This is a genomic window from Streptomyces sp. NBC_00846, assembly GCF_045207325.1.
Classification (GTDB): Bacteria; Actinomycetota; Actinomycetes; order Streptomycetales; family Streptomycetaceae; genus Streptomyces.
In genome coordinates this window covers 354813-376195 of sequence record NZ_CP108846.1, presented here as the reverse complement: position 1 = coordinate 376195, position 21383 = coordinate 354813, and the positions used below count along the sequence as shown (strand labels likewise).

At 70.4% G+C, this 21383-nt stretch carries 21 protein-coding genes; 11 read left to right on the top strand and 10 right to left on the bottom strand.

What is annotated here, in order from left to right; genetic code table 11:
• Positions 1 to 5: 5 nt before the first annotated feature.
• Positions 6 to 1187, bottom strand: coding sequence for an SDR family oxidoreductase (locus tag OG936_RS01810; RefSeq protein ID WP_406492052.1), 1182 nt, complete (start codon positions 1185 to 1187; stop codon positions 6 to 8).
• A gap of 775 nt (positions 1188 to 1962) precedes the next feature.
• On the opposite strand from OG936_RS01810, the gene OG936_RS01805 reads away from it, so the two are divergent.
• Positions 1963 to 3279, top strand: a complete 1317-nt coding sequence (locus OG936_RS01805; protein ID WP_406492050.1) for a wax ester/triacylglycerol synthase domain-containing protein — start codon at positions 1963 to 1965, stop codon at positions 3277 to 3279.
• A gap of 97 nt (positions 3280 to 3376) precedes the next feature.
• On the opposite strand, the gene OG936_RS01800 is transcribed toward OG936_RS01805, so the two are convergent.
• A complete protein-coding gene (locus tag OG936_RS01800; RefSeq protein WP_406492048.1) occupies positions 3377 to 3928 on the bottom strand; it encodes a hypothetical protein in 552 nt (183 codons plus the stop codon).
• Positions 3929 to 4146: 218 nt separating this feature from the next.
• On the opposite strand from OG936_RS01800, the gene OG936_RS01795 reads away from it, so the two are divergent.
• From OG936_RS01795 to OG936_RS01785, 3 genes are all read left to right on the top strand, one after another.
• Positions 4147 to 4761, top strand: coding sequence for an ABC transporter ATP-binding protein (locus OG936_RS01795; protein ID WP_406492047.1), 615 nt, complete (start codon positions 4147 to 4149; stop codon positions 4759 to 4761).
• Positions 4758 to 5627, top strand: a complete 870-nt coding sequence (locus OG936_RS01790; protein WP_406492045.1) for an ABC transporter permease — start codon at positions 4758 to 4760, stop codon at positions 5625 to 5627. Before OG936_RS01795 ends, OG936_RS01790 begins: the two co-directional genes overlap by 4 nt.
• A 126-nt stretch (positions 5628 to 5753) precedes the next feature.
• Complete coding sequence (locus tag OG936_RS01785; RefSeq protein ID WP_406492043.1) at positions 5754 to 6275, top strand: hypothetical protein; 522 nt, start codon at positions 5754 to 5756, stop codon at positions 6273 to 6275.
• A gap of 460 nt (positions 6276 to 6735) precedes the next feature.
• Here the strand turns inward: OG936_RS01785 and OG936_RS01780 are convergent, their stop codons facing one another.
• Entirely contained in the window at positions 6736 to 7167 is a 432-nt protein-coding gene (locus OG936_RS01780) for a cytochrome P450 (protein WP_406492041.1), read from the bottom strand.
• Positions 7168 to 7169: 2 nt separating this feature from the next.
• Positions 7170 to 7481: a hypothetical protein gene (locus tag OG936_RS01775; protein ID WP_406492039.1), complete on the bottom strand. Its 312-nt coding sequence runs from the start codon at positions 7479 to 7481 to the stop codon at positions 7170 to 7172.
• Positions 7482 to 7643: 162 nt separating this feature from the next.
• Between OG936_RS01775 and OG936_RS01770 the strand changes: the two genes are divergently transcribed.
• Positions 7644 to 8969, top strand: a complete 1326-nt coding sequence (locus OG936_RS01770) for a TerD family protein (RefSeq protein ID WP_406492038.1) — start codon at positions 7644 to 7646, stop codon at positions 8967 to 8969.
• 51 nt (positions 8970 to 9020) lie between these two features.
• Here the strand turns inward: OG936_RS01770 and OG936_RS01765 are convergent, their stop codons facing one another.
• Entirely contained in the window at positions 9021 to 10193 is a 1173-nt protein-coding gene (locus OG936_RS01765; protein ID WP_406492036.1) for a glycosyltransferase, read from the bottom strand.
• 58 nt (positions 10194 to 10251) lie between these two features.
• Here OG936_RS01765 and OG936_RS01760 point away from each other — a divergent pair, with 58 nt between their 5' ends.
• Both OG936_RS01760 and OG936_RS01755 read left to right on the top strand, forming a co-directional pair.
• Complete coding sequence (locus OG936_RS01760; RefSeq protein WP_406492034.1) at positions 10252 to 11037, top strand: glutamate racemase; 786 nt, start codon at positions 10252 to 10254, stop codon at positions 11035 to 11037.
• A gap of 60 nt (positions 11038 to 11097) precedes the next feature.
• Complete coding sequence (locus OG936_RS01755; protein ID WP_406492033.1) at positions 11098 to 11661, top strand: hypothetical protein; 564 nt, start codon at positions 11098 to 11100, stop codon at positions 11659 to 11661.
• Here the strand turns inward: OG936_RS01755 and OG936_RS01750 are convergent.
• Positions 11609 to 12814 carry an O-antigen ligase family protein gene (locus OG936_RS01750; protein WP_406492031.1) on the bottom strand — a complete coding sequence of 402 codons (1206 nt, stop codon included), beginning with the start codon at positions 12812 to 12814 and terminating at the stop codon, positions 11609 to 11611. The genes OG936_RS01755 and OG936_RS01750 overlap by 53 nt on opposite strands.
• 188 nt (positions 12815 to 13002) lie before the next feature.
• Here OG936_RS01750 and lnt point away from each other — a divergent pair, with 188 nt between their 5' ends.
• Both lnt and OG936_RS01740 read left to right on the top strand, forming a co-directional pair.
• A complete protein-coding gene (gene lnt, locus OG936_RS01745; protein ID WP_406492029.1) occupies positions 13003 to 14604 on the top strand; it encodes an apolipoprotein N-acyltransferase in 1602 nt (533 codons plus the stop codon).
• A gap of 30 nt (positions 14605 to 14634) precedes the next feature.
• The gene (locus OG936_RS01740; RefSeq protein WP_406492027.1) at positions 14635 to 15114 is read left to right on the top strand and encodes an NUDIX hydrolase; all 480 of its coding nucleotides are present in this window, start codon (positions 14635 to 14637) and stop codon (positions 15112 to 15114) included.
• 66 nt (positions 15115 to 15180) lie between these two features.
• On the opposite strand, the gene OG936_RS01735 is transcribed toward OG936_RS01740, so the two are convergent.
• Positions 15181 to 16566, bottom strand: a complete 1386-nt coding sequence (locus tag OG936_RS01735) for an MFS transporter (protein WP_406492025.1) — start codon at positions 16564 to 16566, stop codon at positions 15181 to 15183.
• Between the two features lie 559 nt (positions 16567 to 17125).
• Here OG936_RS01735 and OG936_RS01730 point away from each other — a divergent pair.
• Positions 17126 to 17743 carry a hypothetical protein gene (locus OG936_RS01730; RefSeq protein WP_406492023.1) on the top strand — a complete coding sequence of 206 codons (618 nt, stop codon included), beginning with the start codon at positions 17126 to 17128 and terminating at the stop codon, positions 17741 to 17743.
• Between the two features lie 493 nt (positions 17744 to 18236).
• Here the strand turns inward: OG936_RS01730 and OG936_RS01725 are convergent, their stop codons facing one another.
• On the bottom strand, positions 18237 to 18896 hold the full coding sequence (locus OG936_RS01725; RefSeq protein WP_406492022.1) for a class I SAM-dependent methyltransferase: 660 nt from the start codon (positions 18894 to 18896) through the stop codon (positions 18237 to 18239).
• A 229-nt stretch (positions 18897 to 19125) separates the two neighbouring features.
• Positions 19126 to 19530: a TIGR03086 family metal-binding protein gene (locus tag OG936_RS01720; protein WP_406500294.1), complete on the bottom strand. Its 405-nt coding sequence runs from the start codon at positions 19528 to 19530 to the stop codon at positions 19126 to 19128.
• A gap of 352 nt (positions 19531 to 19882) precedes the next feature.
• On the opposite strand from OG936_RS01720, the gene OG936_RS01715 reads away from it, so the two are divergent.
• The gene (locus tag OG936_RS01715; protein ID WP_406492020.1) at positions 19883 to 20977 is read left to right on the top strand and encodes an exonuclease domain-containing protein; all 1095 of its coding nucleotides are present in this window, start codon (positions 19883 to 19885) and stop codon (positions 20975 to 20977) included.
• Positions 20978 to 20998: 21 nt separating this feature from the next.
• On the opposite strand, the gene OG936_RS01710 is transcribed toward OG936_RS01715, so the two are convergent.
• Positions 20999 to 21325 (bottom strand): hypothetical protein, encoded by a 327-nt coding sequence (locus tag OG936_RS01710; protein ID WP_406492019.1) that lies wholly within the window; start codon positions 21323 to 21325, stop codon positions 20999 to 21001.
• Positions 21326 to 21383 lie beyond the last annotated feature (58 nt).

The following is a 21383-nucleotide window of genomic DNA, read 5'->3' as shown; positions in this document are numbered from 1 at the left end:
GCGGGTCAGGCGTAGCGGGCGGACGGGAAGGCGGCGGTGGGCGACGGCCCGGCGGGAACCCGGTCCCTCGGGACCAGGCCGGACCACAGGTAGTCGAGGTCCACCCGGTCGGAGGCCGCCGACGACCCGAACAGGGCCCGGACCCGGGTGTCGTCGAAGCGCCGTCGGTGGGTCAGGTAGGCCGTCAGACCCGGGTAGAAGTCCACCAGCGCCTCCAGCGCCGACGGGTCGTCCGGCTCCGTGGCGACCAGGTCGATCGACAACTCGACCAGCCGTTCCAGCAGGGTTGTGATCGTCAGCACGGGCACGTCGCGGTCGTGGACGACGTGGTACGTGTCGACTCCGCCCGAGGGCGTCCGGCCGGCCAGCCGCACCATGACCTCGGCCGCGTGCTCCACCTGCATCAGGTTCAGCCGACCGTGCGGATGACCCGTCAACCGGACGCGGGGACGGCGGCCCGGGTCGGTGCCGTGGGGGTCATCGGGTCCGTCGCCGTCGTGGCCCGGGATTCCGGGGCCGGCGGTGCGCCGTGCGTCGCGCAGGATCCGCTCGATGACCTGAAGCGGATGCGAGGGCAGTTCCGGGTGGGGCGGCAGGTCCGTGACGAGGATGCTCGGCCGCAGCACCACGACCGGGCGGCGGTGCTCCCGCGACCACGCGTGGACCAACACCTCCGCCTCGTACTTGGAGCGTTCGTAGGCGTTCTCGAAGCCGTACGCGTCGTCCAGTTCGTCCTCGTACGCCACCCCCTCACGCCGGCTCCCGGCGACGAAAGCGGTACTCACGTGGTGGACCACGGGTCTCTCGCGTCCGGTGGCGGCCAACTCCAGTACATGCCGGGTTCCTTCGACGTTGGTGCGGCGCAGCTCGGGAAGGTCCCCCTCCAGGTTGATGCTGCCCGCGCTGTGCCAGATCGCGCCGAGACCGTCGGCCAACTCCTGGAACGCGCGCCTGGACAGCCCCAGCCCGGGTTGCGCCAACTCGGTCTCCACCACCCGCAGCCGGTCGGGGAGTTCGGCGACGAACGTCTCGGGCACGCCGGTCAGTGCGAAGAACCGGGTGATGCGGTGCAGCGCGTCACCCGACCCCGCGTGGACCAGGACCGTCACCGACCGGTGCGTGTCGAGCAGACGGCGCAGCAGGCGCAGTCCGAGGAATCCGGTGGCGCCGGTGAGGGCGACGTGCATGACCTTGGCTCCAAGGGCTCCGAAGGGGACAGGACCACTGCCGCGTGCGGGGGCGGTGAACGCCCGGGCCGTTGCGGCGGCCGGGGAGGGGCGAGATGTATCCGGCCGCTCCACGGCACGGCATGACACCGGCGGTTGCGGCGTGCGCGGCCTGAACTCGTCCGGCCGACCCGGTGCAACGGGCGTCCGCCGGTCCCCCCGGTTCCTCCGGCCCCGCCCGGGGCCGCTCAGGCCCTCTCACGGGCTTGATGACCACTGGCGCTCCGCACACAGTGTCAGACGGCGGACGGTGATGGAGCACCCGATCGCACGGGCTCACCCGAATGAAGTACCCACGCCACGGTCCGTGTGTGTCCCGGACGGCTCGTCGTGGCTCCCGCCGCGAGCCGGGCGCCCGGTCGTACGGACGCAACGGAAGCAGTCGGGGCCGAGCGGGCCGCCCGGAGGACTGTCCCCCATTCGGGTGATCTTGCGCGCGGTGGCCGGCAGGCGGTCCCGGGCGGCTCCGTGTCCCCGCGGGTGTGCGGTGACGGGCGTCGAGCCCGGCGGGGTGGTCGGGGAGCGCGTACTTCGGGGGCTGCGGGCGAGTAGGGCCGTTCACCGCTGCCGGATATAAACCGTACTTATTCAGGCCGAGGTGACGCGTTCGGCGTCGCTGCGGACGCGCACGGGTCGGCGGCCCTTCCGAGCAGTGGTCCGTCCCGGTCGGTCGGGGTGGCCGAGCGCCCGGTCTCGCCCCGCCCGCCTGTTCCCTGGCACGAACTGGAGTTCTCCGATGCCTGTGTCCGATCCGTCAGCCCGGTCCGTTCCCTTCCCCGGTCAGCCCGCCCACTCGGTCGACCGCGCGTTCCTCAGCATGGAGCGCCGCCACCCCGACGTCCGCTGGGACGCCGGCGGTGTCGCGTACCTGAGCGGTCCGCCCCCGAGCCTGGCGGACTTCCGCGCGTACGTGGGCTCACGCCTGGGCCGGCTGCCGCTGCTCATGAGCCGGGTCGAGGGCGGCTCACGGCGCCCCCGGTGGCGGCCGGACGCGGACTTCACCCTCGACCGGCACGTCCACGAGGTGGTCGCAGAGGGCCCCGCAGGGTGGGACGCCGCCCTGCACGCCGCGCTCGACGCGCCGTTCGCGCCCGGCACCTACTGGGGGATCTGGCTGGTCCACGGCCATGTGCCTGACGAGTACGCCGTGTGCTACCGCTTCCACCACGCCTGCCAGGACGGTTCGGCCGCCGCGATGACTTTCCGGGCCATGCTGGGCGAGGGGGAGCCCTCGGCCCGCCCGGTGCCGAGGAAGGGCCGCCTGGCCGGTCTGCCCCGACGGGTGGGCACTGCAGTCGGGTTGACCACGATGTTCCTGGCCGGCTCCCTCGCCGTTCGCGGCCACCGTCCGGCCGTCCCCTTCGTCCCCACGGGAGAGCGGCGGCTGTGGCGGGGCCGCGTACCGGCGGACGCCCTCCGCCGGATCGCTGCGGCACATGGCGGATCGGCCCACGACGTCCATCTGGCCGCGCTCGCCGGGGCGTTGTCGGCCTGGTCGGCCCGGTCCGGCGTACCGCTTCCTCGGGTGACGGCGTTGCTGCCCGTTGACGCACGCCGCCCGGACGAGGAACAGACCTGGGGCAACCGCTGCTTCGCCCTGCCGCTGGAGCTGCCCGTGCGGACCGCCCCGGAACGCGGGACCGGATCCCGGGACGGCGACTCGCCCCTGCGGCGCCTGGAGCACGTCATGGCCACGACCCGGAGACTGCGGGGCGAGGCCTGGCGGCAGGCCATTCAGGACCTGGTCCACTACATGCCGGACCGCCCGACCGAGTGGTACATGCGAAGGATGCTCTCCCCACGCGTCACCGACGTCATGGCCACTTCCATGCCGGTCGCCGAGAAGGGAAGTCTGGGGGACAGCCGGGTGACGGGCGTCGCCCTGCTCCCCCTGCTCGTGCCCGGGCACCTCTTCGGAGTGGGCCTGTCGTTCTTCGGTAACTGGACCGAGTCGTCCTTCGTGGGTGACCGCGCCCTTCCGCTCGGGGAGCTGCTTCCGGAACTGTGGGAGCAGGCCGTGGGTGAACTGGAGGGAACCTCTGCGCCGGTGTGAACGCCGAGGCGCCGGGGGCCGTACCGATCGCTCGGGTGCGGCCCCGGGCGAGCCGTCTGTGTCAGACCACCGCTTCGGGTTCTGCCAGGGCCGTCAGTCACAGCCCCGGGGGGTCCGCGCCGCGGGCGAAGGCCGTGCCGTGGACGACGGAGAGCGTGCACTCGGCCCGGTACCTGAGCAGCGTCAGATGGCAGAGCTGACCGGGCAGGGGAGCGCCCAGCCCGAGCGCGCCGTCCCACCGTGCCTCACCGAGGACCGGCTGTGGCACGGCCGCGGGGAAGTAGGTGCCGGTGAGGGAGGCGTGGCGCGGACGCATGAGCAGCCGCAGCGTGCCGAGGCTCACCGGACGTGGCGCGCGCCGCATGAGAGCGCGGGAGGTGTGCATCCTCCGCTCGACCGCTGTGTCCCGGCCGAAGGAACTGACGCCGGGCTTCGGTGTGACCGCGCCCCGGGCCGGCTGGGCGAGGAGTTCGTCGGAGGTGGAGGGGTGGCCTGCGAGCGGTCCGCGGACCGGTTCGGGGAGCCCGCAACGAGCCGGGGCACCGCGGGCGTGCCGCAGGAGGAGCCGCAATGCCGGACCCTTGAGGAACCGCGGGAGATCGGACAGCGGGCTCCACACCAGATGGTCCGCTGGACGGCCGAGCAGCATCTCGCCCCGGTCGCCCCGAAACCTGTTTCCGTCGGCAAAGCCGCCGCACGTGTGACGCGGTGTGCGCCGGATTGACGCCGTGGAACGGAACCGCTCCTGGCGCCGTTTCCGTTGCACTGCCTGCTCGTTGGGCACGGGCGGACCGGTTCCGCCGCCCATCGGAAGACGCGTACCGCTTCCGTGGCAATCCGGAAGACCTGGTACGACGGAGCAGCGCGATGGACGTCACAGATGTGCACCACTCCTACCGGCAGCACGCCGTTCTACGGGGCGTCGACCTCCGGCTGCGGCACGGCGTCCTCGCCGGGATCGTCGGGGAGAACGGTGCCGGCAAGACAACGCTGCTGAGGATCCTCGCCGGTGAACTCCGGCCGGACCGGGGCTCGGTGCACCACAGCGGCAGGTTCGGCTACTGCCCGCAGTCCGTGGTCCTGGACGACTCCTTCACCGTCCGCCAGCACCTGGACTTCTTCCGGCAGGCCTTCGGGCTGACGGACCTGCGGCGAGCAGAGGAAGTGATGGAGACCCTGGCCTTCACCGAGTACCTCGACCAGCGCGCGGGTCTGCTCAGCGGCGGCTCACGGCAGAAGCTGAACCTGACCCTCGCGCTCATGCACGACCCGGACGTGCTGCTGCTCGACGAGCCCTACCAGGGCTTCGACTGGGAGACGTACCTGCGCTTCTGGGAGCTGGCGACAAGGCTGCGCGACGCCGGACGCTCGGTGCTGGTCGTCTCGCACCTGGCGTACGACATCGAGCGGCTGGACCAGCTGTGGCGCCTGGAGGACGGGCGCCTCCACCGCCAGGACCGGTGCTCGGAGGCGGCGGCATGAGGCGGCACTGGTCCCTGTTCACCACGGCCTCCCGGTACGCGCTGATCGGTCACGCCCGCAACCGGTTCGCGATGTTGCTGGTGGTGCTGTACATCCCCGTGTGGATCGCCCTGGCCTACCTGACCATTCCCGACCGGCCGGCGCCGTTCCGGCTGCGGGCCACGGGCGAGGTCCTGACCCCGCCCGGCAATCACCTCACCCAGATCACCGGAGCGCTGAACGCGGTCACCCTGATCGCCGGGTTCATGATGTTCGCCGCCACCTTCACGGGCGGTGCCTTCGACCGGCGCCTGGCCATGGCGGGGTACCCGCGTCACCACCTGGTCCTTGCCAAGCTCGCCGCGCTCACCCTGGTCTGCGCGGCCGTCGCGGCATACGCCACGGCCGCCGCCGGCTTCGCCTGGTCCCCCCGGCAGCCCCTCATGCTCGCTGCCGCGCTGTTCTGCGCCGCCCTGACCTACGGCGCGCTCGGAGTGGTCTTCGGCTCGGTGCTCCGCCGTGAGGTGGAGGGCATGTTCGCCATCCTGATGATCAGCATCATCGACGTCGCCCTGCAGAACCCCCTGTCGAGCTCCGGGTCGGACAGCGCCGTCGTGCGCCTCCTGCCGTCGTACGGAGCGGTGCAGGCCAGCATGTCCGCGGCCTTCTCCGACGCTCCCGTGGCCCAGGGCCTCGTGATCCAGTTGCTCTGGCTCCTGGGGGCGGCGCTGGCCGGGTTCATGGTCTTCCGCCGACGTACCCGCGACGCACTCCCACCGGAACGGAAGCGACGTACCCCGGACCACTCCGGGCCCGGTGTGAACGCGGACCCGCCCGCGCACAGGCCGGAGCCCGGCGCAGCCGCACAGCGTGTACGACCCACCTGACCGGCGGGCCGCCGGACGTTCGGCCTGACAGCCGCCGTGACCTGCGGGAGCCGGAGATCGTTCTGCAACCGGGCGTTGATTCTTCGCCCGACCACCACATTTGTCACATAAGGAGCATCACCCCTCATGACCCTTTCGCGCACCGTCCGGAGCACGCTCCTCACCGCGGCTCTTCTGTCCTCCTCCGCCCTGGTCTTCCCCGCCTCCGCGCAGGCGGCTCCGCTGCCTCCCGCGTGTCAGGAGGCGCTGCTCACCACCCTCGACAAGTTCCCCGTCGCGGACTTCACGGTCCCCGACAAGGTCCAGAACGCGATGCTGAACGAGGTCGGGAACCTGAGCGAGGCCGACCAGCAGGCCTTCACCGAGAAGGCCTGCGCGGCCTGGAACAACTGGGCCACCAAGAACGGCCAGGCGGTGGCCACGGACCTGGACACCCGCTACCGGAACGCGGCCGGACCCGCGTGCAACAAGTTCACCACCTCCGCCATCGGGACGATCAAGAAGTACGCCCCGAACATCCCGGCCGAGACGAGGGAGTTGGAGAAGGCGGCCAAGAAGGTCTGGCAGAACGCCATGCAGAAGCTCGCCGTGGAGGCCACCAACGCCGACTGCCGTAAGGCCTACAACGGGGTAAAGGCCGGCTGGTAGCGAGACCCGTCGGATGATGCCGCCGTCCGCCGTCTGACGTTTCATTCTGTCGCCTGGCGTTTCCGTCCGTCGTCCGACCCGACGGCCTCGGTCGGTCACATCGACTCCGTAGTTGCGCGCAAGGGTGGTCGAGGCCGTGGTCGTAGCCCTGGCCTACGGTACGGAAGCTCCAGACGAGACCGCGCCTGTGGGATTCGCGGTGTTGTTTCCGCACCCGGACGAGTGCCGGCGCCGTCTGTTGACGGGGGCCGGGGCCCGGATCCTGGGACACGGCGGAAGCCGGGCCGTCGCGCAGGCGGCCGGGTCCGCGTCGAAGGCGCCCGCGAGGAGTCCATCGGTGCTCCCGCGCGGCCCCTTCGACGTCAGTCGATCCGCCGCCCTCGGGCGTCCCTCACGCCCGGGGGCCTACCGACACCGCGATCCGTCGGACGGGCGGGGGGCGACTTCGGCAAGGAGCCGCTCACCAGCCGACGGGGAGGGTGAGGGGGGACTTGCTGGGGGATTCGTCGTCCCAGGTGGGGAAGTGTCCATGGGGCAGGTGCAGGGCCGGGAAGCGGTCGAGGAGTGCCTCCAGGCACACGGTCATCTGGGCCCGCGCCAGGTGTGCGCCGATGCAGTTGTGCGCTCCTCGGCCGAAGGTGAGGTGAGGGTTGTCCGTGCGGCACAGGTCGAGCCGTTCGGCGTCAGTGAACACCCGCTCGTCGCGGTTGGCCGCGGCGAGGACGGGCAGCACGGCGTCGCCCGTGTGGATCCTTTGGCCGTGCAACTCGAAGTCCTTGACGGCCTGGAGGACCACGACACCGTTCATGACCGGTATGTAGCGCAGAAGTTCATCCACCGCGCCGGGCATGAGGCCGCGGTCGTCGCGCAGCCGGGCGTACTGACCTGGCACGGTCAGGTCAGGGCCACCACAGCGTCGGCCAGGAACATGGTGCTCGTCCGGTAGCCGGCGACCAGCATGGAGAGCCCGAAGTCCACCACGCTCTCCCCGTCCAGGGCGCCGTGCCCGCACTCGTGGACCAACCCGGTGAGGATGTCGTCGGCGGGCTTTCGTCGCTTGTGGTCGAGCAGCGAGGAAATGTACCCGCGCAGTTGGGTGGTGACCTCGCGGCCCTCGTCCAGGGTGACCATGGCCCCGAGGGCGGCATCCGCCCTGGGCAGGAAGTACGCGCGGTCCTCGTAGGGGATGCCCACCAGATCGCACATGGCCAGGAGCGGAAAGGGCTCCAGGAACCCGGCGACCAGGTCGCCGGGTTGCCCACCGTCGACGAACTCCTCCAGCAGCCGGTCGGCCGACTGCCTCAGGTGCGGCAGTCGGCGCCGGGGGATTAGGTTGGCGGAGAAAACCTCCGGGCAGCCGGACTCACGATGGGGGCGAGCATGACCATGCTAAAAGGTGCCAATGTTCCGGTGGCGGCTCGCGCCGTGCGGGTCGAAATGGGGTGGCGCACCTCCCCGGGCTCGCCGGACGTGGATGGCTCGGCGCTCCTTCTCGTGTCGGGAAAGGTGCGCGGCGACACCGACTTCGTTTTTTACAACCAGCCCTCGCACGCATCCGGCGCGGTACGCCACGAGGGCAAGCGAACCGCCGGTGACACGGTGATGGACAGCCTCGCCGTCGATCTGGCGCGCGTCGAGCCGGCCATCGACCGCGTGGTCCTCGCCGCCTCCGCGGACGGGGGCACCTTCGGGCAGGTGGCGGGGCTGTACATACGGATCGCGGACGCGGGGGACGGCTCGGAGATCGCCCGCTTCGACAGCGCGGACGCGACGGTCGAGACCGCGTTCATTCTCGGCGAGCTCTACCGACGCCAGGGCGCGTGGAAATTCCGCGCCGTCGGCCAGGGGTACGACACCGGCCTCGAAGGTCTCGCGACGGATTTCGGTATTTCCGTCGATGAACCACAGCGGCCCCAGCCGTATCACCAACCGTCGTCGCCTCAACAGCCCCGCAAGGAAACGCGGGTTGATCATCCGGCACCGCCCGCACCGCTGTTTCCGCCCGCACCTCCGGTATCACCTCCGGCTCCTCCCGTGCCTCCCGCCGCCCCGCCCGTCCGGCTCTCCAAGGTGACTCTCACCAAGGAGGCGCCATCCGTCTCCCTCGCCAAACAGGGCGGCACTTCGGGAGCCCTCCGGGTCAATCTCAACTGGGAAGTGCGCAAACAGTTCAAGGGATGGGGAAGCAAACTCGGCAGAGCGGTCGCCAACCACGCGGACCTCGACCTTGATCTCTGCGCCCTCTACGAACTCACCGACGGCCGCAAGGGAGTCGTACAGGCACTTGGAAACGCGTTCGGCGCGCTCCGGCAGCCCCCTTATATCCATCTCGACGGCGACGACCGTACCGGCGCGGTGGCCACCGGCGAGAACCTCACCGTCAACCTCGACCAGAAGGACAAGCTCCGCCGCGTCCTGATCTTCGTCACCATCTACGAAGGCGCCCGGAGTTTCGCCGATCTCCATGCCACCGTCACCCTCCAGCCCCAGCACGGCGCCCCGATCGACTTCTCGCTCGACGAATGCACCGTCCCGTCCACCGTCTGCGCGCTCGCGCTCCTCACCAACAACGGGGGAGACCTCACGGTGCAGCGCGAGGCCCGCTACCTCGTGCCCGAGCGAGGAGTGAGCCCGCAGCGCACCATCGACTACGCCTACGGGTGGGGCATGAACTGGACACCCGGCCGTAAATGACCCCCCGGGGGTCCGGCCGTCACCACTGCCATCGGCCCCCGCCGGCTCCGCTCACCGGTCCGGCGCGGCCTCGGGACGGGCGTACGTACGTCCCTTCCAGGCCGCGCCCCGCCCCCGGTGGTGCTGCACCGCCGAATCGACCGTCATCAGCAGATACAGCACAGCGGTGAACGGCAGCAGCGGCGCCAGCCACAGCGACTGCCGGTAGTAGCCCAGCATCGGCATGTACGTCCCGGCCATCACCGCCCACGCCAGCCCGCCCGCCCACGCCGCCACCGGAGCACCGCCCAGCAGCCCGGCGACGAGCGTGAGCGGCGGCGCGAGATAGACCAGTGCGAGCCCCAGCACCGTCCCCAGGAGCAGCAGCGCACTGTGCCGCAACTGGGCGTACGCGCTCCGCGACACCATCCGCCACAGATCCGCCAGGCACGGATACGGCCGCACACTGTCCACCCGCTCCGCGAGCCCCAGCCAGATCCGCCCGCCGCTGCGCTGCACCGCCCGCGCCAGCGAGACGTCGTCGATCACCGCCCGCCGGATCGACTCCGGCACCCGCGCCCGCTCCGCCGCCGCGGTCCGCAGCAGCACACATCCGCCCGCCGCCGCGGCCGTCCGCGCCCCCGCCCGGTTCACCCACCGGAACGGATAGAGCTGCGAGAAGAAGTAGACGAAGGCCGGCACGACCAGCCGCTCCCAGACGCTCGACACCCGCAGCCGGGCCATTTGCGAGACCAGGTCGAACCCGCCCGGCACGGCAGCGGCGACCAGCTCCCGCAGACTGTCCGGCTCATGCGCGATATCGGCGTCCGTCAGCAGCAGATACTCCGGCTCCCGGGCCCGGGCCAGCGAGATCCCGTACCGTACGGCCCAGAGCTTGCCCGTCCAGCCCGGCTCCGGCTCACCGGGCGACGCCACCGTCACCGGCAGGCCCCCGTATCGTACGGACAGCGCACGGGCGACGTCCCCGGTGCCGTCCGCGCTGCCGTCGTCCACGAGGAAGATCTCCGCGAGCCCCGGATAGTCCTGCGCCATCAGCGACGGCAGACTCACCGGCAGCATGTCGGCCTCGTCACGTGCGGGCACGACGATCGCCACGGAAGGCCAGTGCTCCGGGGCCTCCCGGGGCGGCAACCGCTGGTCGGTCCGCCAGAAGAACCCTTGTCCCAGCAGCAGCCACACCCATGCGGCCAGCGAACCCACGGCGATCCAGGCAATGGCACTCATCCGGCGCAGTCTGCCCCACCGTGACGGAACCGCAAGGGCGGTCGACTATGGTGACCGGGTGAAGATCGCGCTCATGGACTCCGGAATCGGCCTGCTCGCGGCCGCCGCCGCGGTACGCGGGCTGAGGCCCGACGCCGATCTGGTGCTCTCCAGTGACCCCGGCAGCATGCCCTGGGGGCCGCGTACACCCGAGGACGTGACCGCCCGCGCGCTGGACGTGGCCCGCGCGGCCGCCGACCACCGGCCCGACGCACTGATCGTCGCCTGCAACACGGCCTCCGTCCACGCCCTGCCGACGCTCCGCGCCGAGCTGGAACCCGCGCTGCCGGTCATCGGCACCGTTCCCGCCATCAAGCCGTCCGTCGCCGGTGGCGGCCCCGTCGCGATCTGGGCCACGCCCGCCACCACCGGCAGCCCGTACCAGCGCGGACTCATCCGGGACTTCGCCCGCTCCGTCGCCGTCACCGAGGTCCCGTGCCCGGGTCTCGCCGACGCCGTGGAGCACGCGGACGAGCCGGCGATCGACCGGGCCATCGCCGCGGCCGCCGCGCGCACCCCGCGCGAGGTGCGGGCCGTGGTCCTGGGCTGCACCCATTACGAGCTGGTCGCCGAACGGATCCGCGCCGCCGTGCGGCAGCCCGGTCTGCCACCCGTCGTGCTGCACGGTTCCGCCGGCGCCGTCGCCGCCCAGGCGCTGCGCCGAATCGGGGTGGCACCCGCTCCGTCGGCGGAACCGGCCGGAAGTCTCACCGTGCTCCTCGGCGGCCGCACCGCCGAGCTGCCGGAAGCCGCTCTGGCCTACGCCGAGGGGCGGCTGCTGGGGGCCGTCAGCACCGCCCGCTGACCCGGCGCGGGGCCACCGGACCCATGCCCGGCGGGCGGGTTCTTGAGTACGCTGCTTGACATGAGGGACCACCCCCGAAAACCGAGGCGCCCCGGAGCCGACCCGCACTCCGCCGTATGGATCGGCAGGGCCACCAACCGGGCCCAGTGGGTGCTCGCCGCCGCGGGCGCCGCCTGCCTGGCGCTCGGCGTCCAGCTGGCCGTCACCTCCAACTGGACGTCCGGAGTCGCCCCGCTGCTGATGGCCGTGGTCGGCTGCGTCGCCGCCGGACTGCTCATGCTGTTCGGCACCCTCGCCTTCGTGAACGTGGCCGTCAGGGTCGACGGGGACGCCCTCGAAGTGCGCTGCGGACACATGGGCCTCCCACGTCGCCGCATTCTGCTGACCCAGGTCGTGGGTGCGGAGTTCGTACCCCAGGTCAACCCGCGCCAGTGGGGCGGCTGGGGCTACCGCTGGCGCCCCGAGCAGGGCACGGCCGTGGTGGTCCGCAGGGGCGAGGGCCTGGTGCTCCGGCTCGGTGACGGCCGGACGTTCACCATCACGGTCGACGACGCGGAGACGGGCGTACGGTTCATCCGCGAACGCCTGCACCTGTCGACGAGCGGTGCGCCGGCCGGAGCCTGATCCGCGACTCGGTCCGTGGCCTCCGGGGCCCGGGAACACCGTTGGGACCAGGTGCCTGACGGCCATCGCCCGGTCGACGCGTCCCGTCCGTCCCGTCCGTCCCGTACTCATCGTCCGGCCCCGCCGAGTCGTAGCCGATGGGCCGCCGGGCCGATGCGAGCCCCGCGAGGAGACCCGCCCCCGCGGTCACCGGAGTGAAGCTCAGGGCATTGCCGACGCTCGCCAGCATCGCGAGCGCGGTGAGCGCGGCGCCGGCTGCCAGGACGACGGCCGTGGTGCGGGGCGACCGCCACAGTACGTACAGCAGCCAGCCGAAGGCCGACCCCAGCAGCACCACCCCCACCACGCCCTGTTCGGCCGCCTGTTGCCACGGTGCCGAGTGCGGCTTGCCGTCGGAGTGAACGGTCTGCTCCACGGTGGGGCTCAGTTCGGCGAACCGTCCGGGGCCGACGCCCAGTACCGGATGTTCTCCGGCCAGCTCCAGCGCGTCCTGCCAGAGCAGCACCCGGTTCGGGGTGAGCGGACCTTCCAGGGACACCATCAGGCCCTGGGGCAGCGCGTCGGCGGCGACCGCCCATGACGTTGCGACGGCGAGACCGGCGGCCAGCGCGAGTCCTGCCAGGCCGAGCAGCCGTTGCCGCATCCTGGCGGCGGCCAGCGAACAGAGCAGCACTCCGAGCGCCGCGGCGAACCCAGCCACCGAACGCAGCGACAGCGCGGCGCACGCGGCGCCCAGCGCCAGCACCCGCAGCGTGCACCGCAGCGGGGCCTGCCGGGCCGCCGCCGCCGCGCAGCAGGCGGCTCCCGCCGCGAGTACCAGCAGCGCGGCGGCGGCCCCGGCGTGACCGGGCGCCGTGTCCACCGTCGCGGTGGCGCCCGGCATGCCGTGGCGCGAGAGGAGCCCCATGAGGAGCGCCCCGGCGGCGGCAATCGTGGCCGTCGCCACCGGCAGCAGCGTGCCGCAGATCCGGCCGCAGGTGAAACCCGCGGCGACGGCGAGCAGGGCGAGCAGAACGCCCTCCGGACCGGTCTCCCGCCCGGCGGCACTGATCAACGACCAGATCGCGCAGGCGGCGAGGATCACGGCCCCGGCCCCGTCGGAAGCGTTCCCGCGTGCCCGCGCCCGGTTCTGTCCCGCTGGTGCAGTCGTCACGTGCGCCCCCGACCTGTGACCGTCCCGTTCGCCATGGCCGGATCCGGTCCATCGTCGGGGACTGGCGGACACGGTAGCGGCAGGGGCCCGTATCTGTGCGGGAAAGCGGCGAAACGATCCGGCAAGAAGGGTCCCGTCACCCTCGAGGGGCTGCCCGGCACACAGCCGACCACCGTAGACTCCGCCGGGTGAGCGCCACCATCACGTCAGTCGACGACCCGCAACAGCCCGCAGCCGCCCCCGCGTCAGGGGGGAGACGGCCGGTGCGGCGGCTCGTACGGCCCGCCGCCGCCGTGATCGCGGGAGTGCTGCTGTACCTGAGCTTCCCGCCGCGACCCCTGTGGTGGCTGGTTCTGCCCGGTTTCGCCCTGCTCGGCTGGGTGCTGCACGAACGCAGACTGCGCGCCGGATTCGGCCTCGGCCTCCTCGCCGGGCTCGGTTTCATGCTGCCGCTGCTGTACTGGACGGGCGAGGAGGTCGGTCCGGTGCCGTGGCTGGCGCTCGCCACGGCCGAGGCGCTGTTCATCGCGGTCGGCTGCATCGGGATCGCCGCCGTCTCCCGGCTCGCCTGGTGGCCGGTGTGGGCCGCCGCGGTGTGGGCCCTCGACGAGGGAATCCGGGCCAGGGTGCCGTTCGGCGGCTTTTCCTGGGGGAAGATCGCCTTCGGCCAGGCGGACAGCGTGTTCCTGCCGCTGGCGGCCGTGGGCGGCACACCGCTGCTCTCCTTCGCAGTGGTCCTGTGCGGCTTCGGGCTCGGTGAAGCGGTACGCCGGTTCCGTACCTACCGCACCACGGGCGAGGTACCCCGGGCCGCCGTCGTCGCGGCGGCCGCGACCGTCCTGGTCCCCGTCGCCGCCGCCTTCGCCGCCCTGCCGCTCGTGGACGACTCGCCCGAGGACGGCACCGCGACCGTCGCCGCGATCCAGGGCAACGTGCCGCGACTCGGACTCGACTTCAACTCCCAGCGCCGCGCCGTCCTCGACAACCACGCGCGCCGCACGGAGCAGCTCGCCCAGGACGTGAAGGCGGGCAAGGTGCCGCAGCCCGACTTCGTCCTGTGGCCGGAGAACTCCTCCGACCTGGACCCGTACCGGAACGCCGACGCCCGCATCGTCATCGACGACGCGGTGAAGGCCATCGGCGTACCCACCGTGATCGGGGCGGTGGTCGCGCCCGACACCGGCAAGCTGCGCAACACCCTCATCCAGTGGGATCCGAAGGAGGGGCCCGGCGATACGTACGACAAGCGCCACGTCCAGCCGTTCGGCGAGTACATTCCGATGCGGTCCTTCGCACGCCTCTTCAGCTCGGACGTGGACCGGGTACGGCGCGACTTCGGCCCCGGAAAGAAGGTCGGCGTCTTCGACCTGGCGGGTACGAACGTGGGGCTCGTGACCTGTTACGAGGCCGCGTTCGACGACGCGGTACGGGACACGGTCATGCACGGCGGCCAGATGATCGCCGTACCCAGCAACAACGCCGCTTTCGGGCGCAGCGAGATGACCTACCAGCAGTTGGCCATGTCCAGGGTGCGGGCGGTCGAGCACAGCAGGTCCGTCGTCGTGCCCGTCACCAGCGGGGTCAGCGCCGTCATCCGCCCGGACGGGACCATCGTCCAGAAGACGAAGCTGTTCACCCCGGACGCGCTCGTGGACAAGGTGCCGCTGAGGTCCTCGCTCACGCCCGCGACCCGGATGGGCACGCTCCCCGAGGGAGTCCTCGCCCTGCTCGCCGTGGTGGGGCTGGGCTGGGTCACCGCCCGTTCGGTACGGGTCCGGCGCAACCGCTGAGCGACTCGCGCGCCACGTAGGGTCGGGCCCATGAGTACTCCTGACTTCATCCGCGAGATCCGCGCCACCGCGGGCCAACAGCTGCTCCTGCTGCCGGGAGTTACCGCCGTGGTCTTCGACGACGAGGGTCGCGTGCTCCTCGGACGGCGTTCCGACACCGGCAAGTGGTCGGTCATCGGCGGCATCTGCGAGCCGGGTGAGCAGCCGGCGATGACGGCGGAGCGCGAGGTGTACGAAGAGACCGCCGTGCGCTGTGTGGCGGAGCGGGTGGTCCTCACGCAGGCCCTGGCACCGGTGCAGTACGCCAACGGCGACCGCTGCCAGTACCTGGACGTCACCTTCCGCTGCCGGGCGACCGGCGGCGAGGCCCGCGTGAACGACGACGAGTCGCTGGAGGTGGACTGGTTCCCGGTGGACGCGCTGCCGCCGTTGAACGGGTTCTCCCTCTTCAGGATCAAGCAGTCCCTGACCGACGAACCCACCTGGTTCGAACCCACCGGCCAGCACTGACATACCACGGTGCGCGGACGGGGCCCGGTACCCCCGGCCCCGTCCGGCGCACCCGGCGCTCACGGCTCAGACGCTACGGGCGTCGGCCGCCGCCACCGTGGGTGCGACCGGCTTCGCGCCGGATCCCTCGATGTCCCCGAGATCCCGGTCCCTGGTCTCCTTGGCGCAGAGCACCGCCACCACGGTGATGAGCGCCGCCGCGATGACGTACAGCGAGATGGGCACGGAGCTGTCGAAGTCCGCGAGCAGCGCGGTGGCGATCAGCGGCGCCGGAGCACCGGCCGCGACGGACGAGAACTGCGCCCCGATCGACGCGCCCGAGTACCGCATCCGGGTCGCGAACATCTCCGAGAAGAAGGCCGCCTGGGGCGCGTACATCGCACCGTGGAAGACGAGCCCGACGGTGACGGCGAGCAGCAGACTTCCGAAGCTCCGGGTGTCGATCAGCGCGAAGAACGGGAACATCCACAGCCCCACGCCGATCGCACCGACCAGGTAGACCGGCCGGCGCCCGACCCGGTCCGACAGCGCGCCCCACAGCGGAATGACCGCGAAGTGGATGGCCGAGGCGATGAGCACCGCGTTGAGGGCCGTCTGTTTGTCCAGATCCGCTGCCGTGGTCGCGTAGACGAGGATGAACGCCGTGATGACGTAGTAGCTGATGTTCTCCGCCATCCGGGCGCCCATGGCGATCAGCACATCGCGCCAGTGGTGCCGAAGCACGGCGACGAGCGGCATCTTCTCGGCGACCGCGGCGGCCGCCTTGCGCTCCTCGGCCTGCGCCAGAGCGGCCTTGAACACCGGTGATTCATCGACAGAGAGACGAATCCACAAGCCGATGATCACCAGGACTCCGGAGAGCAGGAACGGTATGCGCCAGCCCCATGCTCCGAAGGCAGAGTCCGACATCAGCGCGGTGAGCGCGGAGAGCACCCCGGTGGCGAGCAACTGCCCGGCCGGCGCCCCCGTCTGCGGCCAGGAGGCCCAGAATCCGCGCCGCTTGGCGTCCCCATGCTCCGACACCAGCAGCACGGCCCCACCCCACTCACCACCGAGGGCGAAGCCCTGCACCAGGCGCAGGAGGGTGAGCAGTACGGGAGCGGCGGCCCCGACCGTGGCATGCGTCGGCAACAGCCCGATGGCGAACGTCGCTCCGCCCATCATCAGCAGACTGAGCACCAGCAGCTTCTTGCGGCCGAGCCGGTCGCCGTAGTGGCCGAACACCAGGGCACCGAGCGGCCGGGCGGCGAAACCGACCGCGTAGGTGAGGAACGAGAGCAGAGTGCCGACGAGCGGTTCGGACTCGGGGAAGAACAGCTTGTTGAAGACCAGCGCGGCAGCTGACCCGTACAGGAAGAAGTCGTACCACTCGATGGTGGTCCCGATGAGACTTGCTGCGACGATGCGCTTGAGCGAGCGGGTGGTCGGCGGGGCGGATGCCGAGGCAGCCATGAACACCACTTCCGGGCGGTTGGCGGGGACGGTTTCGTGTCGCCACACCGTAGGAATGGGCAGGTCAGAGGCACATGTGGCGGGACACCATAGTTCTCGGGCCGGGTGTGCGCGGGGCCACTATGACAGGCACGTCGAGACTGCTTCGAGGACCGTATTGAAGGTCGGCAGGCGCCTGTCAGGATTGCGCTATTAGGCATGGTTTATTGCCCTGGTGCTGACTCCCGTGCTGGTTTGGTGCTGACCTGAAACCGCATGTCAGCACCCCTGATCACCTGTCCCGTGCTGACTTGGTGCTGACTACGCAGTGTTGAACTTCGGCATTCGGGAACCAGATCGCGGCACCTCTCGCACTGCGGAGGCATGCCGCAGGGATCGCCCCGCAGTTCGCCGAGGAACTGGCCACATTGCCGCCCACCTGCGAGGACCACGCCAGGTATGCCATCCGGCAGGGCGAGGCCGTCCCGACCGTCAACATCGCCGACCACATCGGCCGGACCATCGATCACCCCGGCCCGGGCAGAAGTGGTACACGGACAAGCCGTTCAGCTACTTCCACATGTACACCCGGCCCGGCGAGATCCTGGAGCGCCTCGAGTCGGGCTGGCCTGTGCGGCTGTTCGTCGTGGAGCCGCACGGCGAGATCGGTAACTGGGGCGCCGACTTCGCCCCGTACTGGCTGATGTCCCACCGGATCCGCGTCGTCGAGGAGACGGACGCCTGGCGCGCCTTCGGCCACCGCGGCGCGCAGGTCCTGGCGGTCATTGCCCAGTTGCCCGACCTCGCCCGGCTATGGGCCGCCCAGTGGGCCACCGACCCCGAGGGCACCCGCCGCACGTACGCCACCTGGGACGAGCGGGTGACCGACACCCACGCCCTGGACTGGTGGGCGCACTACCGGGCGCAGCACTCCCGACGCACGGCCGGCCTCAAGTCGGCCGACCAGCTTGCCGATGCCGCCGCCGCACAGGCCGCGACCGACGCCGGCGCCGACACCGAGGCCCTCACCGCGATCCGCCTGCGGGCATGGCATGGTCGCCGGCCAGCTCCTGCACGACCGGATCCGCTCCGGGGAGTACGAGCAGTCGATCCGGGCCTGCCGCTCGGTGCCGGACTCGACAGCGCCCCGCGCGGCACTGACCTCGACATACCTTCCCCGGCTCCCGTGAGCGCCTGACGGCTCCCCGTGGCGCCCCGGCCCGCGTGGTCGGGGTGGCGCGGAGGACCGGACAGCCCGGCCCCGAACACCCCAGAGACAAGGACCTTCCGCATGTCACACCGCAACGCTGCCGTGTTCGCCGCTGTACTCGGCCTCGGACGTGCCGGATCCGCCATCGGAGACTTCTGGGTGCAGAACGACTTCTGCGCCCGCGTGAGGGCGCCTGTGACGCCGCCCCGGTGGAGTACGGGCACCCGGAAACCAAGACGAAGACGTCGCACGGCACGACCGACGGCCGCAAAGCATGCCTTCACCACGGATTTTCTCTCGGGCTTGAGGGGCGAGTGGACGCGGAGGGCACCACGTTTTCCCAGCTCAGTGGCATGACTCGTTCGGTGCCGTGTGCGCGACAGATGTCGTGGATGGAGGCAGCGACTGGTGGACGGTCCAGATGTTCACGAGTTCGACAGCTTCAACTCGTTCCGATGCCAGACCGTGGCGCGCTGACCGTTCAGCGCTGGTGCCAGACCAGCGTGTAGCGCCAGAACAGTCGCCGGCGGAGCCGTGCGCCGGGTAGTTCGTGGCGAGCCTCGCGCACGATGTCTGCGAAGTTCATGGTCGCCGGTCGGGTCGGGGCAGTCATCGAGGTCGGTCGCGGTGACTTGCGGCCCCTGTTCTTGATCCATGCCATGGCGACATTCGACGGAATGGCGACGGCGTCGATCAGGTAGTCGCTCCGAGATTGTGGACGGTAGAGACCGACGACGACCAGTGTTCCGCCGGGCGCCAGGTGCTGTCGAAAGCGGGTTAGGGCGTCGCTGAACGGCAGGTGATGGATGGTGGCGACGCATGTGATGACGTCGTAGAGGCCAAGCGGTATCTCGTTCAGTACGTCTCCGACGGTGAAGGTCACCGGGGCTGTCGGGGCTGTGAGCTCCCGCGCGCGAGCGACGATGGCGGCGTCGACATCGATGCCGTGCACCACTCCTCCTGCCCGTGAGGCCAGGAGCCTGGCAAGGTCACCGCTGCCCGATCCGACGTCCAAGGCGCTGTTGAAGCGTCTCGGGAGCTGGCGCAGGATCCGCCGGTGGTAGTGGGCGTTGTGGTCCCAGGGATGGGCGGCATGGAACTGTTCAAGTGCTCGAAGGATGCGGGGCAGCAATGTCGTCATGGCATGAGTCCATCAAAGGTCGGCCGTCTGGGACACGGGTGAGCAATAGTCCCCGAGTTCCGCGTTCGTCCGTAGCTCCTTGGCGCCGCTGAGAGTGCCTGGACCTGGACCTGTTACCTCGTCCGGGTGACCGCAGGCCGTTCTGACCCAACCTCGTCCGTAGTGCGCAACCCTCATCCCTGTCGGGATTCCTTCAGTCTGGGTGAAGTCGTGTTGCCATCGATTGGTCTCACAGCTGCGGTGGGACCGATCGGCCGAGAAACGCGGCAAGCCGATCGATGGCCGGAGCGGTCTCCTCGACGGGTTGCTGCTCGGCGAATCGTCCCGTTCGGGACTGAGCGGAGAATTGGACCCGAACGAACGCCAGGCTCTGCTCGGCAAGGTCTTCGGGCAGCAGGGCAGGGATTCCGGTGGCCTGGGCGAGGTCCCATCCGTGAGCGAGCAGGTCGTACAGGCGGATCTGCAATCGCTCGGCGCCCGTGGCGCTCCCCAAGGGTCCGCGATATCTCCGCTCAAGCACCCCGGGACGGGAGAAAGCGGCCAGCAGTGAAGCGCTGGAGGACCGGTAGGCTCCGACCGGGTCGTCACCAAGGGGGTCTGCTCCGCGCTCGGGTATCTGGCCACCCTCGATCATGGCTGCTAACACCAGGTCCATGACTGGCGTCTGTTCATTTGCCCCCGTCTTCACCTTGGTGGGGTGTGTCCGCGGAACACGACCTTCATGAAGCTGGCTATCTGGATGATGCACCAGGTGCTGTGTGGAAACGTGGCCGCAGCAGGCGGGCTTGGTCGTGGATCCCAAAAGCCCTTGAGGCTTGCCGATTTCGTAGGGCGATATGTCTCCGCTGCGCCGGGTGTACGCGACGGCGCGGTCGTGCAGATGATGAGTTCAGCCTGGCCGCGTTCGCGGCGGTGTGGGGCGCCTTTTACGATCCTGTCCGTAATCCAGTTTCCCGGCCGTGTGGCCGGCTGCTCAGGGTAGGCGCATGTACTTCGACCCGTGGTCCCCCGAACCGTTTCTCCAAGCTCTGCTGGAAGCCCTTCCTGACGGATGGAGCGGGACGTGTACGAAGCCCTATCCGGAAGGCGGCGAGTACGAGGACTTGCGACTGCGGGAGATGACTGGCGATGCTCTCGTCTGGGCGGAGTTCCTGCGCCCGGGCGAGGCGACGTCACCTGGAGAGCGGATTCTGATCGGGTTGGAAGCCGAGGACATGTCCACCCGGTACGGCCTCACGATCGGACTGTTGCAGGGGCCTGGTGCCGCTTCGTCGCTGTTCCTGTCCTCGCCCGGCGGCCCCGTCGACAAACAGCAGGAGTTTCACCGGCTGCCCGCCAACACCACACCAGCGGGAGTCGCGCACGCCCTGTGCCAGTCGAGTCGCGCCGCCGACCGGCGTGTGGTCGACGACATCCTTCACGAGGCTGCCTCTGACACGCGCTACCCGACCGGATGGTTCCCTGAAGAATGGATCATCGTCCTCGATTTGGAAACGACCGGCCTGAACGAACACCAGGACCGGATCGTGGAGGCGGCCTGGCTGCTGGCGAACCGACGGGCGCTGGCCTGGGACAGCGTTCTCATCAATCCCGGCGTACCGGTGAAGGACTCCTATCGGATCCACGGCATAGACGACGTGACAGCCCTCCACCACGGCCGTAATCCTCGGGAGACCATCGACGAGGTGACTGGGGCGGTTGCCAAGCACATCGTCGACGGCGCCACTCTGGTCGTGTTCAATCGGACCTTCGACCTGCCGTTCCTTGCCGCGGAGTGCCGACGCCACGGCCTGCCTACTCTGGAGGACCGAGTGGGGCGGCCGTTGAAGGTCGTGGACCCCATGCGGATCCACCAGAGCGTTCAGCGTCGTGGGGGAAGCAGCAGGCTGGCCGATCTGGCGCTTCTGTACTCTCCTGGGAACACCGCCTCGCACAGTGCTCTTGGTGACTGCTTGGCCACCTGGGACGTGCTGGCCGCGCTATGCCGTAATGAGAGTAGGGCCATTGTGCGCCGGGCGTTCAACGGGTCCGCGCGTGACGCCCAGGAGCTGACACTACGACACCTGCTCGCCTTGAGCTGACCTCGTGACGGTGCGCCGGTCTCAGCCTTGACTGGCGCGTCGAGCACGGTCGCGGGCCTCACCGGCGACGATGCGTCGCTTGTACCGCCACAGCTGCTTGCGTTCCTCCGTCGTGAGGTTGTCCGCGAGGCGGTTCACCTCGCCCCAGGCCGCCGACCGGGCCGCGCGGGCGGAGGCCCAGTCACCTCTCGCGACGGCTTCGCGTAGCTCTTCCATCAGCGCCAGCAGCGGCTTGCGGGCCTCCTTCTGCCGTTTGGTGAACGGCACCGACTTCACGGTGGCTCGCCGCTGTTCCCAGTCGGGCCCGCCCGTCAGCAGGTGCACGCGGGGGCGCGATCGGTGAACCATGACGTATCCTCCTTCGTTCCGCACCACTGGCAGGCGGGCTCCCGCTCGGCAACGAAAT